This window comes from Rhodococcus sp. IEGM 1330 (genome assembly GCF_033142445.1).
Lineage (GTDB): Bacteria > Actinomycetota > Actinomycetes > Mycobacteriales > Mycobacteriaceae > Rhodococcoides.
The window spans coordinates 129,125-141,720 of record NZ_JAWLSB010000006.1; the positions used below are offsets into that span (position 1 = coordinate 129,125).

General features: G+C 62.2%; 11 protein-coding genes. 5 read left to right on the top strand and 6 right to left on the bottom strand.

The window, feature by feature from the left end; genetic code table 11:
• Positions 1-196: 196 nt before the first annotated feature.
• The gene (locus R4P57_RS15755) at positions 197-2,392 is read right to left on the bottom strand and encodes an EAL domain-containing protein (protein WP_317803761.1); all 2,196 of its coding nucleotides are present in this window, start codon (positions 2,390-2,392) and stop codon (positions 197-199) included.
• A gap of 173 nt (positions 2,393-2,565) precedes the next feature.
• On the opposite strand from R4P57_RS15755, the gene R4P57_RS15760 reads away from it, so the two are divergent.
• Both R4P57_RS15760 and R4P57_RS15765 read left to right on the top strand, forming a co-directional pair.
• Positions 2,566-3,717 (top strand): GNAT family N-acetyltransferase, encoded by a 1,152-nt coding sequence (locus R4P57_RS15760; protein ID WP_317803762.1) that lies wholly within the window; start codon positions 2,566-2,568, stop codon positions 3,715-3,717.
• Between the two features lie 502 nt (positions 3,718-4,219).
• Complete coding sequence (locus R4P57_RS15765) at positions 4,220-5,299, top strand: GGDEF domain-containing protein (protein WP_317803763.1); 1,080 nt, start codon at positions 4,220-4,222, stop codon at positions 5,297-5,299.
• A gap of 36 nt (positions 5,300-5,335) precedes the next feature.
• Here R4P57_RS15765 and R4P57_RS15770 read toward each other — a convergent pair whose 3' ends face one another.
• From R4P57_RS15770 to R4P57_RS15785, 4 genes are all read right to left on the bottom strand, one after another.
• A complete protein-coding gene (locus R4P57_RS15770) occupies positions 5,336-5,833 on the bottom strand; it encodes a DUF6328 family protein (protein WP_317803764.1) in 498 nt (165 codons plus the stop codon).
• Positions 5,830-7,503, bottom strand: coding sequence for a cation:proton antiporter family protein (locus R4P57_RS15775; RefSeq protein ID WP_317803765.1), 1,674 nt, complete (start codon positions 7,501-7,503; stop codon positions 5,830-5,832). The genes R4P57_RS15770 and R4P57_RS15775 overlap by 4 nt, the downstream gene beginning before the upstream one ends.
• Positions 7,504-7,712: 209 nt before the next feature.
• Entirely contained in the window at positions 7,713-8,168 is a 456-nt protein-coding gene (locus tag R4P57_RS15780) for a tellurite resistance TerB family protein (RefSeq protein ID WP_317803766.1), read from the bottom strand.
• 89 nt (positions 8,169-8,257) lie between these two features.
• Positions 8,258-8,590, bottom strand: a complete 333-nt coding sequence (locus R4P57_RS15785) for a hypothetical protein (protein WP_317803767.1) — start codon at positions 8,588-8,590, stop codon at positions 8,258-8,260.
• Positions 8,591-8,783: 193 nt separating this feature from the next.
• Here R4P57_RS15785 and R4P57_RS15790 point away from each other — a divergent pair, with 193 nt between their 5' ends.
• The 3 genes from R4P57_RS15790 to pabB all read left to right on the top strand — a co-directional run bounded on the left by R4P57_RS15790 (position 8,784) and on the right by pabB (position 11,880).
• Positions 8,784-9,122 carry an RNA polymerase-binding protein RbpA gene (locus tag R4P57_RS15790; RefSeq protein ID WP_027497120.1) on the top strand — a complete coding sequence of 113 codons (339 nt, stop codon included), beginning with the start codon at positions 8,784-8,786 and terminating at the stop codon, positions 9,120-9,122.
• A gap of 280 nt (positions 9,123-9,402) precedes the next feature.
• Entirely contained in the window at positions 9,403-9,798 is a 396-nt protein-coding gene (locus R4P57_RS15795; RefSeq protein ID WP_317803768.1) for a chorismate mutase family protein, read from the top strand.
• A 9-nt stretch (positions 9,799-9,807) separates the two neighbouring features.
• On the top strand, positions 9,808-11,880 hold the full coding sequence (gene pabB / locus R4P57_RS15800) for an aminodeoxychorismate synthase component I (RefSeq protein ID WP_317803769.1): 2,073 nt from the start codon (positions 9,808-9,810) through the stop codon (positions 11,878-11,880).
• A gap of 55 nt (positions 11,881-11,935) precedes the next feature.
• Here the strand turns inward: pabB and R4P57_RS15805 are convergent, their stop codons facing one another.
• Positions 11,936-12,532: a hypothetical protein gene (locus R4P57_RS15805; protein WP_317803770.1), complete on the bottom strand. Its 597-nt coding sequence runs from the start codon at positions 12,530-12,532 to the stop codon at positions 11,936-11,938.
• Positions 12,533-12,596 lie beyond the last annotated feature (64 nt).

The window sequence follows — 12,596 nt, forward strand, 5'->3', positions numbered from 1 at the left end:
CCCGCGCACTGCTGCACCGGTCGGAAGTCATGAACACGGTGTGCAACAAGAAACCAGCATTGTCGATCGCAGATCCGTGAAGGACCTTGCCCGTGGAACGCTGACGGAGGCGACGCGGGTGCCTGCTGCAGCTGGGGTGGCTATGCGAGTAGCTCTGGTTCGGCACGGTATCACGAACGTCTGGACGACCCGGGCTTCATCGATCGCCGAGAAGCAGATCGGCGATGGCACCGGCAGCGACCGGCCGCCCCAAGAGGTATCCCTGCGCGAAGTCGCAGCCGGTGGCGGCCAGTGCGTCGAGTTGCTCCTCGGTTTCGACTCCCTCGCCGACGACGGTGACGTCGAATGCGCGAGCGAGCGCAACGATGGCCGAGACGATCGCGCGGGCCCGAGGGGCAGGCAGCCGGGCTATGTACGACTTGTCGATCTTGAAGCTCTCGAACATGGGGTAGCGGTCGAGATACGACATGGAGCTGTGCCCTTTACCCATATCGTCGAGCAAGAGAGCCACACCCATGGCGTGCAGGGCAGAGACGGTGTCGGCGACCCGTTCGGTGTCCGCGACCCACACGGTTTCGGTCACTTCGAGTCCGAGAGCGAAGGCAGGCAGTCCCGTCTCTGCCAATATGGAAGCGACCTCGGTGGGAAAATCGGGATCGCGAAGTTGAAGCGCGCTGACGTTGACGCGAACCACGATGTCGGAGAACGTTCGCCACCGTGCGGCGGCCGTGCATGCGGTACGCAGCGCCCACGCGCCCAATGGTGTTGCAAGACCGGTTCTTTCCGCGACGCCGACGAACTCGCTCGGTTCGATGGGCCCGAGTTCGCGGTGATTCCAGCGGGCGAGTGCCTCCACCGCAACTATTTCTCGTGTGGCGATGTCCACCAACGGTTGATAGGCGAGTGTGAGTTCGTCGGCGCGCAGCGCCGCTCGCAGATCGATCGACAGTGACCTGATGCGATCCGCGTCGTAGAGATCGGTGGGATCGAACACTGCATGCCCACCGGTCCCACTGTCCTTCGCGCGGTACATGGCCAAGTCTGCGCGGTGGATCAGCTCGTGCCGAGTCGAATTCGCTTCGGACACCGCAATACCGATGCTGGCGCTCAACGGGATGGGCACGTCCTCGGCGGAGAAGGGAACGGCGATGGAACTCGTGATGTGTCGTGCGAGTTCCTCCGCATGAGCAACGCTGTCCACGCCTTCGCAGACTATCAAGAATTCGTCTCCGCCCAGGCGCGCGATGGTGTCGGCGTCTCGGATTGCCGAGGCGAGCCGTTCGACGAACTTGACCAACGCCCTGTCTCCGGCGTCGTGTCCCAGGCTGTCGTTGATGATCTTGAAGTCGTCGATGTCGAGCAGAAGCAGTGCTACGGTGCCGGACTGTTGTCTCGCGCGGTCCAGTGCCGAATCGATGACCTCGTATGCGAGGGTGCGGTTGGGCAGACCGGTCAGGGCGTCGTGCGTACTACGCCGTCGCAGCTGAAGTTCGAGGTCGATGCGTCGTATCGCCGCGGAAACTATGCCGGCCACCGAACTGAGAAACGACACTTCTTCGTCGCGGTAGAGACGGGCCTCGACGCTGTGGATGGAGAGAACTCCCCATGCTCTTCCGGCGGCGGTGTAGATGGGAACTCCGACGCCGCTGCGAAGGCCGAGCGAGATCATCGTGTCGGTACGGAAACGCTTCTCGGCGTGACTGTCGTTGCACACGACAGGCTCCGAGTGTGTCAGGACGAATCCCACCAACGAACCGTCCCCGGACGGAACGTCCTGACGCATGCCGAGTACACCGCTGGCCGCGTCCATGGTCAAGTACGGGTCGCTCGGGTGCTCGAGATGCGCGATGGCTGAGTTTCCCACGCCGATCAGGGTGGCGGCGGTGTCGGTTGCTGCAGTGAGCAATCTGGGAAGCTCGGCGATGACGGCGAATCGGCTCAGGTCGGCGAGCGCCTTCTGCTCCTGAGCGTGACGACCGGCGATCACTGCGTCGGCCGCCATCCGGGCGCTGCGTTGCTCCACTGTGTGTCGGTGCCGAATGGTGGATGCGACCACGTCGGGGCCACCGTCGTCACGACTGATCACATAGGCAGACACCACGACCGGAATGCCGGTACCGGTCACGTGATGGCGCAGCTCGCAGTAGCCCTCCCACTTGCCTTCGGAGAGCAGACCAGCGGCGATGTCGTCGGTGAGATCGACTCCGTCGGAGGTCAGCAGTTCCAAGGCCGACAGTTGGCCGATATCGGCCACGTCCTCGACTCCGATCAGTTCCGAACCCGCCGGATTGATGTACAGAATCTTCCCCGTGAAATCGGCCAGCGCAACGAAGTCCGGAGAACGTTCCAGGAAGGATCGAAGACCCACCGGATCGTCCGGGAGATCGAACATCGGCCCTCCGATCCGTTTCGCTCGGGATACGAGCGGCACCGGGCCCATGTTATTCGCCGTTCTCGGTCCTCGCGCTCGAATAGTCGCGGATTCACGTTCTTCCGAGATATCGACTACACCCACTGATTCGGACGTTGCGGGGTGTGAGCCGACAGTCCAAACTGGGACCCACCATGACGAACTACGATCTGCGCGCCAACCCACGTAAATTGCGACCGCGGGCAGCGGTCCCGCGCGAGGCAGCGATCGAATTGACGTTCAGCGGGGTGCCTGTTTCCGAGCGCGATTTCTTCATCGAGGAGTTCCGCGGGGTCACGATCGTGATTGCCCTTCCCGTGTTGAGCATCACAGCGCTGGAAGCAGTGGAACGAACGGTCGGGGAGTTCGGCACTGGCGATACGCGGTTCATTTTCGTCGTTTCGGCCGACTACGTTCCGGAAGTCACCGCTGCAGTCGGTGGTGTGGCCATGGCGAGTGCGACTGCCTGGAACGACGAGTCCGTTGCCCGTCTGTGGCTCGCTATTGCGGACTCGGAATACGTCGTGATCGGGGCGGAGGCGGCCGCTGTCGCGCGCACCGCCGGCACTGTGTCTGCGAGCGTGCGGGCCTCGAAGATGGTGCTGACCGATCCGGGCGGGGGTTGGGGTGATCCTCCTCGTAGCTTCGCCGACATCGACCTGCACCGCGAGCGCCTGGTCGCACACCTGGCCGAACGGGGGCTCGACGATTTCACGCCCGCGGCCGAGGCGGCACTTGCCGGCGGTGCATACAGCGTAAACCTTTGCCGTGCGGAGGATCTCGAATTCGAGCTGTTCACATTCGACGGCCGGGGCACCGTCCTCACCCAAGGGCGCTACCTTCACTTGGCCTCCCTGCAGGTGGACGATTTCCCTGCAATAGAGGCGTTGGTCGCACAGGGAGTGCGAGAAGGGGTTCTCAAGCAGCGCAGTCGGATCGAGATTGCCAGGATGGCGGTCGGAGGGCTCGGTGCACGAGTACTGCGCACCGGGCACCTCGCCGGTATCGTCGGACTCGAGGTGGACCGTTACGCCGGAACAGGATTCGGCGAAGTATCCGGTCTGATCACAGTCGCCGAGTTCTCCGGACTGGGAGCGGGCGTCCTGCTGATAGACGGATTGTTGGAGGTCTGCCGTACGAGGGGTATCGCGAATCTCTTCGCGGTCACCGTCAGCAGTGAAGCAGCGGAGTTCTTCACCAAGCGCAGTTTTGTCGAGGTTGGGCATCAGGATGTGCCTGCCGCGAAGTGGGAAGACTACGACGCTGATCGGCTCGAGTCTGCTCGCTGTTTTCTGCGATCCGTCTAGGCAGTCGTGGAGCAGCGCCTGCACTCGGTCCGGCTGAGACAAGTTGACATAATGTTGATTATCGGCAAAAACTGATCACAGCTTGGAAGCTGCTTCGATGGTCGGCACGGCGGTCTCGTCCGCGTGGGCCGACACATTCAGGGTGAGCCCGGGTCGACTGTTGTATCGGCGATGGCCCAGCTTCGCGAACGCCGCGGCGGGCACCCGTGGCTGCCTGACGGGGCTCCTCGCTGCACATGGATTCAATTCGTGGATCCAAGGGAATCCGGGTCATCCTTCGGGTCGCTGCTCGGTGGCCGTTCCATCACTATGAAACGTCACAGTGACGATTTGCAGTGGTGGAACGGAGCTCTAATTCGTTTCAACGCGACACCTCCGATGATCGGTTGGGTCGCAAACAGTCGTTGCGGTCGGTATCAGCCGATCGAGCAGTCGAATTGCCCGTTCCTGCTACGCTCCGTGAAATTGTTGCTCTGGGCAAAAACCAGCCGAAGGTCACTCGATGTTTGCCGTTCGTCCGTTCAGCTCGGCCTCGGGTCGAAATGCGTCACGCCCACGCGAGGACACGTCGGTGTCGGAGTTGTTGGATCTGGACGCGACTCGAACTCGCCTCATTCGATTGATCGTCGGCTTGGGCACGTTCTCGATCGGGCTCATCGGATTGCTCAGCGCACCGTCCGAGGAGTACTGCGGTTGGCGAGTGTATGCGGTGGTCGCCATCAGTCTGACCGCGTTTCCGGTCGCGCTGCGTTGGGTGTTCGGCAGATGGCCCGGCCGGCGTCTGCTGAGCGCGTTCATCGTGTATTCGGATATATCCATCGCGGTCAGCCTGGTGATGAAAGACACGGCGTTGACGGCAATGGGCGGAACGGTCTTGTTCGCTGTAATCACGATGCTGGCCGTAATAGCGGTGCCGCCACTCCCCTGCGCCATACATATGCTTTTCGCTACGGCCATTCTGTCCGTCGTGGCCGTACGCACGGTCCAGGCCGACATCGCCAGCGGCTGGGTCGTCGCCGCACACAGTTCGACCATGTTGTTGATATTCGCCTCTCCACTGGTCTTGGTGGTGTACGTGAGCGAACTCCGTTCTCGTGCACGAGAATCGCTGGTCGATCCGCTGACCGGTCTGCACAACCGTCGCGGGCTGTTCGCTGCGGTTGCTGCCACCGCGATGACGACGTCGTATGTCGAACCCAGGGTGATGTGCGCCGTCGCCGCCGACGTCGACGGGATGAAGCGCGTCAACGACAACTACGGACACCACACCGGCGATGCCGTCCTCGTCGATGTGGCCCAGCATCTGCGAGCATTGGCCGCCAACCGCTGGATCGTCGCACGGCTGGGCGGTGACGAGTTCGCATGCATCGCCGTCGGTCGGCCTGCCGATCTCGCTGCCCGGACGGCGGAGCTCGTAGCGAGCCTGACACAAGCTCGGATGTTGTCCGGACTCACCGTCAGCGTCGGGTCGGCAGCGGTACACATCGACGCGGACAGTGATGTGTGGGAGTCTGCGCACGACGTACTGCGCATCGCGGACTCGGAGATGTATCGCGCGAAACGCAGTCGCTGGCCGGCGTGAGGGCACACCCCGAGCGAATCTCTCACCACCGCAAGGTCATCGAGATTTCAGGTACCACCGTGGCAGTGCTACCCACAACGCGAGGAGAAGGGTCAGAGCGACCAGGGCCGCTACGATGCCGACCAGCGGACCTACCACGAAGTCGAACGTGAGAGCGACGACTCCCACCAGCGCGATGCCGAGCATGACCAAGCCGGCGATCGCGAGTCGGTTGCCGATCCGTACGAGTACACCGACTTCTTTGTGACGGAACAGAATTCGGTGCATACCTACAGGCGCGATCAGCAGTATCGTCGCGATGATCGATGCGCTCACAGTGACCAGATACACCCCGCGGCCGAACGCAGAGACATCGTCGAAACGTTGCTGGAACGGCAGCGTCAGCAGAAATCCCGTCAGCAGCTGTACCCCGGTCTGTTCGACGCGCAGTTCCTGGAGTAGACCGAGCCAGTTACGGTCGAGTTGCTGAGTAGGCGTCTCTCCCCTGGCCTGCGCGTTCCACTCGGCGTTGGGTGGGTCAGGCGCGTCGGTCACGGACGCTCCTCGAGAGGTACCGGTTCCGTTGTCGGTCGAGGGAACTTATCGGTTTCGGAGGGACCGAGGTCGGGGTCGAATTCGTCGCCCACGGGATTGGGGGACGTAGTGGCCACTTGATCCGCCAACTCCAATCCCGCACCTGCGTAGACATTGAACGCGATGTCCACGCCGTGCTCCTTGGCCCACTGCACCTCGTCGTCGTAGCGAGCCACGGCTGCGACTGTTCCACTGAACCCGGATTCGCGCAGACAGGCGAGTGCTGTGACGTTGGCACCGTGACGTGGCATCGCGAGCACGGCAATGCGTACCGACTCGGAATGACGCAGTTGGTTCCAGAAATCGAGATCGGTTGCGTCCCCTTCGACGACTCGCAGTCCTTGATCGGCGAGGCGACGAATACGAGGCCCGTCGTAGTCGACTCCCACCACATCGAGATGGTAGTGATCGGTGAGCCGCTGATAGGCCGCGAACCCGACACGACCCATTCCGATCACAACGACCTCGGCGTCGCCGGCATCGCCGGAGCGTTCCTCGGGATGCAGGCTCTGCTCGTCCTGCTCGGGCAGACGTGTCGCGATCTTCTCGACCATCAGGTGCCCACGGCCGTTCACCAGAGCCGACACGACGAAACTCAAAGCCACGGCGATCGACATCTCGACCAGCCATGCCGGCGCGAGGAGGCCGGTCGTCACGCCTACCGACACGACGATCAGACCGAACTCGGAGTAATTCATCAGGCTCAGTCCGGCAAGGAGCGCGGTCCGATATCGCAACTTCATCATGGCGAACAGCGCCAGATAGAGGACGGATTTGAGAGGCAGCAGAAGCACCATGAGCAGGGCGACACCAAGACTGGGTAAGTCCGGCAACCCGGACAGACCGATCGAGACGAAGAAGCCCACCAGGAGCAGTTCCTTGATGTGGAACAGCGATCGTGACAGTTCGGACGAGGCCGAATGCGATGCCAGCAACACGCCGATGACCAGTGCGCCCAGGTCCCCCTTGAGTCCGAGGGCGGAGAACAATGCGTAACCCGGGACCAGCGCCATCACGATGCCGAACAGTGACTGCATCTCACCGTGGCCGAGTTCGCTCCATATCCTCCGAAGGATCCGCGTCACCGGCCACAGCAGTACGAGCGTCACCGCCCATGGGCTCGGTAGCGAACCGCTGGTAATGGTGAGGAAGACCACGGCAACGATGTCCTGCATCACCAGGACGCCGATCGCCACGCGCCCGTAGAGGGCGTGCGACTCCCCTCGCTCTTCGAGAACCTTGACCACGAACACCGTGCTCGAGAACGACATCGCGAAGGCGAGCAACGCTATCGTTGTCAGGCTCTGGCCGGACAACATGGACAATCCGGCGACGGCGGCGAGCCACAGAACGGTGGTACCGACCACGATGCTGACCACCAGATGCACCGAGGTCGTCAGCCACACTTCCCGGCGCAGAAGAATACGAACGTCGAGCTTGAGACCGATGGCGAACAACAGCAGCGTCACGCCCAGATCGGCGATGACCTCGAGCTGGGGCACCTCACCGACGTCGAGTGCATTGATGACGAAACCGGCAGCCAGGAACCCGACCAGAGGAGGTAGCCGTACCACCATGGCAAGTCCGCCCAAACCGAAGGCGATGACGAGGTAGATCGCGGCAATTGTCATGCACGGTCCCTTTGCTGGTGGGCTGCAACCGGATCTCCAAGGATCGACGACATCGGCACATGCCGTCGGAGTGCCCCCAGTATCCCGGCATTCCGCATATTTCACAGCGGACGGCTCCCGACGAGAACGGCGATCGACGAAGTCGTCACGTGACTTCGTCGATCGCCGTGAGCACGATCGACTACCGCGGTCCTTCCGTGCGGAAGGTCTCAGAGCTCGAACTCGGCCGGATCGATTCCGACTGCGAAGCACGCATTACGCACTGCAGACTTCTCGTGATCGTCGAAATGGCCGTCCGCGCCGCCGATGATGATGCCGATCTGGATGACGGCTCGTGCCTGGTCGGGCTTCGACTTGAGCTTGCCGATCGTGGCTGTCGCCTCGACCTTCCCGAAATCGAAGTCTCCTTGCAGCTTGTCGCAGTACCAGTCGAACTTCTGCCGAAGCTCGTCGGGCTCGAACACTCGCAGGGCCTCGTTGCCGGCGATCAGAGATGCCGTCTTCTGACGCTCGGCAGGATCGATGGTGCCGTCCGCCGCCGCGATCAGGGCACACATCGCCATGCTGCCGTTGGCGAATTCCTTGTTCTTGAACTGGCTGGTCTTGGTCTGCAGCTGGCCGTTCAATTCCTGTGCCTTGGACTTGAGTTGATCCCAGAACGCCATGGAGCTCCTCACTAGGTCGTACCGCCCGCGCAGTCGCGCGGGCCTCGACCATTGTCCATGGAGTCGGTGAACGAGAAAGGAACCCCAGCTCAGCGCAGCCGTTCCGCGTCGCGCGCTTTGGCCAACAGTTCGACACACAGCTGGTGCAGTTCCGCGGCGTCGGCCCCTTCCGTCACCGCCGTACTGACGTCCTCGGCGGCACACCGAACCTCGAACGCCCTGTCGGCCGCCGCCGACACCTCCTCCGCGGTCAGCACGACGGCGTCGTCGGGAATCGACGTCCCTTTCGTCGCGCTGCGCTGCTCGTAGGCGCGTTGACGGCAGGATTGGCGGCAGTACCGCCGCTTACGGCCGGTTCCGGTATCGGCGACCGGGCGCCCGCACCAGGCGCATGTCTGGTCGCGGCGGGTTCTGACGGACATGGTCGTTCAGCCTACTGCGGCCGCGAGGTAAGATCGTCCCGATAAGCTGCGCCGATGGTACCGCACCCGGACTCATCGGCCCGGGAACGAACCGACGCGCGGCGACGTTGTAGATCAGTGGGTAGACGGCGTAGTTCGATGTCGACGGATGGCTTCGACGCACGTACCTACTATCGATGGAGAGGACTTCACCATGGCAGATCGTGTACTTCGAGGTAGCCGGCTGGGAGCGGTCAGCTACGAGACCGACCGTGATCACGACCTGGCACCCCGCCGCGTTGCGCGCTACCGGTGCGACAACGGCGAGGAGTTCGACGTACCGTTCGCCGACGATGCCGAGATTCCCGGAACCTGGGCATGCCGCAACGGCTTGGAAGGGTCCCTGATCGAGGGCACTGCGCCGGAGGCCAAGAAGGTCAAGCCTCCCCGCACCCACTGGGACATGCTGCTCGAGCGTCGTTCGGTCGACGAGCTCGAAGAACTCCTCAAGGAGCGCTTGGACCTGCTGAAGGTGAAGCGCCGCGGCGCATGACCGTCGTCGCTCACTGCACCGCCTGATTGAAAACAATCCGGCGGTGCAGTTTTTTTATGCAATTCGAACCTATTGGATGTTCTCACGCGCTTTGTTGCATTGATTGTCGCCTGAACGAGGATTCCAATACGATCGAGTGGCGGTGTGACAGTCCGAGGTGCCATCATCGAGTATCGGTTGTCACACAGGTGGACGATTCGTGAACGGTTGCCGTAACAGTTGTCGAAGAATACCGATAGACAGCAGCACCGGAGTCGAAAAAAGCAGGGGGCATTAACTCGTGAGCCAGGATTCTGATCAGCGCTCGACCGACGCTGTGCGTACGGTGGCCTCCGAAGCGGAATCGGAAGGTCATCGTGCAGTCGGCGAGCAGAAGCTTGCGGAGTTGAGGCGCGAGTTGGACGGAATCGACGAAGTTCTGCGCGCTGCAATTCGAGACCGCATCGATGTGTGTGTACGTGTTGCACACGTAAAACGGGAACACGCCATTCCGATGATGCAACCAGGACGTGTCGGACTGGTGACCGAGCGAGCGAGAGAATTCGCGTCGGCCAATGGGTTGTCTCCCGATTTTCTCGAAGATCTGTACAGATCGATGATCGCAGAGGCATGTCGCGTCGAGGATTCGATCATCGATTCTCCGACGCCCGGGCCCGGCCTCGACAGTGAACGGTAGAAGCACCCGATGACGATCCATACGCTCCTGGTGGACAATTACGATTCGTTCACCTATAACCTGTACAGCCTTCTGGCAGAGGTGAACGGTCGGCCGCCGACGGTGGTCAAGAACGACGTCGAGTGGACGTCGCTGGATTTCGATGAATACGACAATGTCGTGATCTCGCCCGGTCCAGGACGCCCGGATCTGGAGCAGGACTTCGGGATCAGTGCCCGCGTGATACTCGAGTCCGGTCTACCGATACTCGGAGTGTGCCTCGGGCATCAGGGTCTGTGCCACCTGTTCGGTGGCAGTGTCGATCTCGCGCCCGCGCCGATGCACGGCAGGATCACCGACATCACTCATACCGGTGTGGATCTGTTCGCCGGGATCCCGTCGCCGTACTCGGTGGTGCGGTATCACTCGCTCGTCGTGACACGCACCCCTGCCGACTTCGAGGAAGTCGCGTGGACGCCCGACGGACTGGTCATGGCCGTCCGGCACCGCAGCAAGCCCATGTGGGGAGTTCAGTTCCATCCCGAGTCGATCAGTACCGAATACGGCCGCGAACTACTCGCCAATTTCCGCGATCTGACGCTCGCACAATCGAGCCCATCGAGTGCTGCGCGTACTCAGGATTCGATGTTCACCATCGAAACACGTTCGCTCGACGAGGCTTTCGACTCCGAGCAGGTATTCGAAGCTCTTTTCGCGGACGGCTCGAAGAGTTTCTGGCTGGACGGCAGCGCGGCTCTCGAACCCGACTGCAGATTCACCGTCATGGGCGACTGCTCGGGTCCCCACGCGGAGTACGTGACCTATTCGGTTGCCGAGACCACGGTGACCGTGCAAAGTGCCGATGGTACGACCGAGCGCATCCACTCGACATTCTTCGACTACGTCGACGACCGATTGCGAGAGCGGGCCACTCCCCCTCGGCACGACCTACCGTTTGCTTTCGGTCTCGGCTACGTGGGCTACCTGGGTTACGAACTCAAGGCCGACACCGGTGGACAACTGGTTCACACCGCTGCGACTCCCGACGCGTCGATGGTCTTCGCAGATCGCGCGCTGGTGTTCGACCACGAGGCAGGCACCCTCTATCTGATGGGGTTGGCCACCACCCCCGGGGATCCTGTGTTGGGGCAGTGGTTCGACTCGGTCACCGACACGCTGCGTGGCCTGTCCCGAAAGTTTGCCCCGAACGACCGTCCGGGTGTGCCTGCGTCCGGCACTCCCCTGCTCGGAGCCGATCGGTCGCTCGAGCCCCGACTACGCCACGACCGTGCCCACTACCTCGATCTGATTTCCCAGTGCCTCGCCGAGATTCGTTCCGGTGAGACGTACGAGGTGTGTTTGACCAACACGGCGACCGTAGCCGGTTCCATCGATGCAACCGCCACCTACTCGTACATGCGCGAAATCAACCCCACTCCGTACAGTGCGCTGTTGAAGTTCCCCGAGCTGTCCGTGTTGAGCGCGTCTCCGGAACGCTTCTTGCGCATCGACGCCGACCGCATAGTCGAGTCCAAGCCGATCAAGGGAACGCGTCCCCGCGGGGCCACCGTGGAGGAAGACAACGCACTCAAGGCCGATCTCGTCGCGAACGAGAAGGACAAGGCCGAAAACCTGATGATCGTGGACCTGGTGCGCAACGACCTCGCCCAGGTCTGCGTGCCGGGGTCGGTACACGTGCCGAAGCTGTTCGATGTCGAAACCTATGCTCCCGTACACCAATTGGTCTCGACCGTTCGTGGTCGCCTGCGCGACGACGCGTCGGCGGCGGACTGTATCCGTGCTGCGTTTCCGGGTGGATCGATGACGGGAGCCCCGAAGATCCGCACGATGGCGATCATCGACAAGCTCGAAGACGGACCGCGGGGGGTGTACTCGGGTGCCATCGGTTACTTCTCGATCACCGGCACCGCGGACTTCTCGATCGTCATTCGCACGATCGTGGCCACCGAACACGAAGTGACGTACGGGGTCGGTGGCGCGATCGTGGCACTGTCGGATCCCGACGAGGAGTTCGAGGAGACGATGGTCAAGGCTGTGTCGATGCGCCGAGCGCTGACCGGGCGAACAGCGAACAGCGGGTAGAGCGCACGCGCTCCACCCGCTGTTCGGACATCCGTCGGCTCGAGGCCGTCCTGCCTTACGGAGTGGTGAAGTACTCGAACACGGCAGGCTGAGCCTGCGGGTTTCCGTTGGCTGTGCCGATGACTGCGCCGGCGACCGTACCGATGACGGTTCCGATGATGCACCCGGAGATGAAGTTCGGGAAGATCGACACACAGCCGATGGCGAAACCGAGGCCTGCGCCGATCGCCGTACCGACACCGCCGCCGTTGTTCCAGCCGATCGCGAGCTGGTTGACCATGTTGTCGAATGCCTGCTGCTTGGTCCGCGGACCTGCGACCTCGGCGACGGGAACCGTCTGCGGAGTCAACGTCAGTTCGCGACCCTCGGCTCCGATCAGCGGCGCGATCGAGTAGACGGTGCCGTTGATGGTGTACTCCAGCGGAACAGATGCAAGCGTGGCACCGGCCTGGTCGATGACGGACACGGTCTCGCTCGTGGCGTCGACCCGGAACAGTCCGGCATCGAGGATGGTGGTGACCGTTCCATCGGGGTTGACCGACGTCTCGTAGTTCACCGGGTCCGACGATGGGTCTGCTACAGCATGGCCCGCTCCTGTGGCCACCGCAGCGGTCAACGCCACCGCTACCGTTGCTGTTCTGATCAGTTTCACTGTGTCCCCTGGTGGTAGTGATTCGTATTCGACGGCATTCGTGTCGAATGCCGATGTTATTCGT

Coding starts and splice junctions, on each gene's coding strand:
- R4P57_RS15755 (WP_317803761.1), bottom strand. CDS start 2,392: ATGTTCGATCTCCCGGACGATCCGGTGGGTCTTCGATCCTTCCTGGAA.
- R4P57_RS15760 (WP_317803762.1), top strand. CDS start 2,566: ATGACGAACTACGATCTGCGCGCCAACCCACGTAAATTGCGACCGCGG.
- R4P57_RS15765 (WP_317803763.1), top strand. CDS start 4,220: ATGTTTGCCGTTCGTCCGTTCAGCTCGGCCTCGGGTCGAAATGCGTCA.
- R4P57_RS15775 (WP_317803765.1), bottom strand. CDS start 7,503: ATGACAATTGCCGCGATCTACCTCGTCATCGCCTTCGGTTTGGGCGGA.
- R4P57_RS15780 (WP_317803766.1), bottom strand. CDS start 8,168: ATGGCGTTCTGGGATCAACTCAAGTCCAAGGCACAGGAATTGAACGGC.
- R4P57_RS15785 (WP_317803767.1), bottom strand. CDS start 8,590: ATGTCCGTCAGAACCCGCCGCGACCAGACATGCGCCTGGTGCGGGCGC.
- R4P57_RS15790 (WP_027497120.1), top strand. CDS start 8,784: ATGGCAGATCGTGTACTTCGAGGTAGCCGGCTGGGAGCGGTCAGCTAC.
- pabB (WP_317803769.1), top strand. CDS start 9,808: ATGACGATCCATACGCTCCTGGTGGACAATTACGATTCGTTCACCTAT.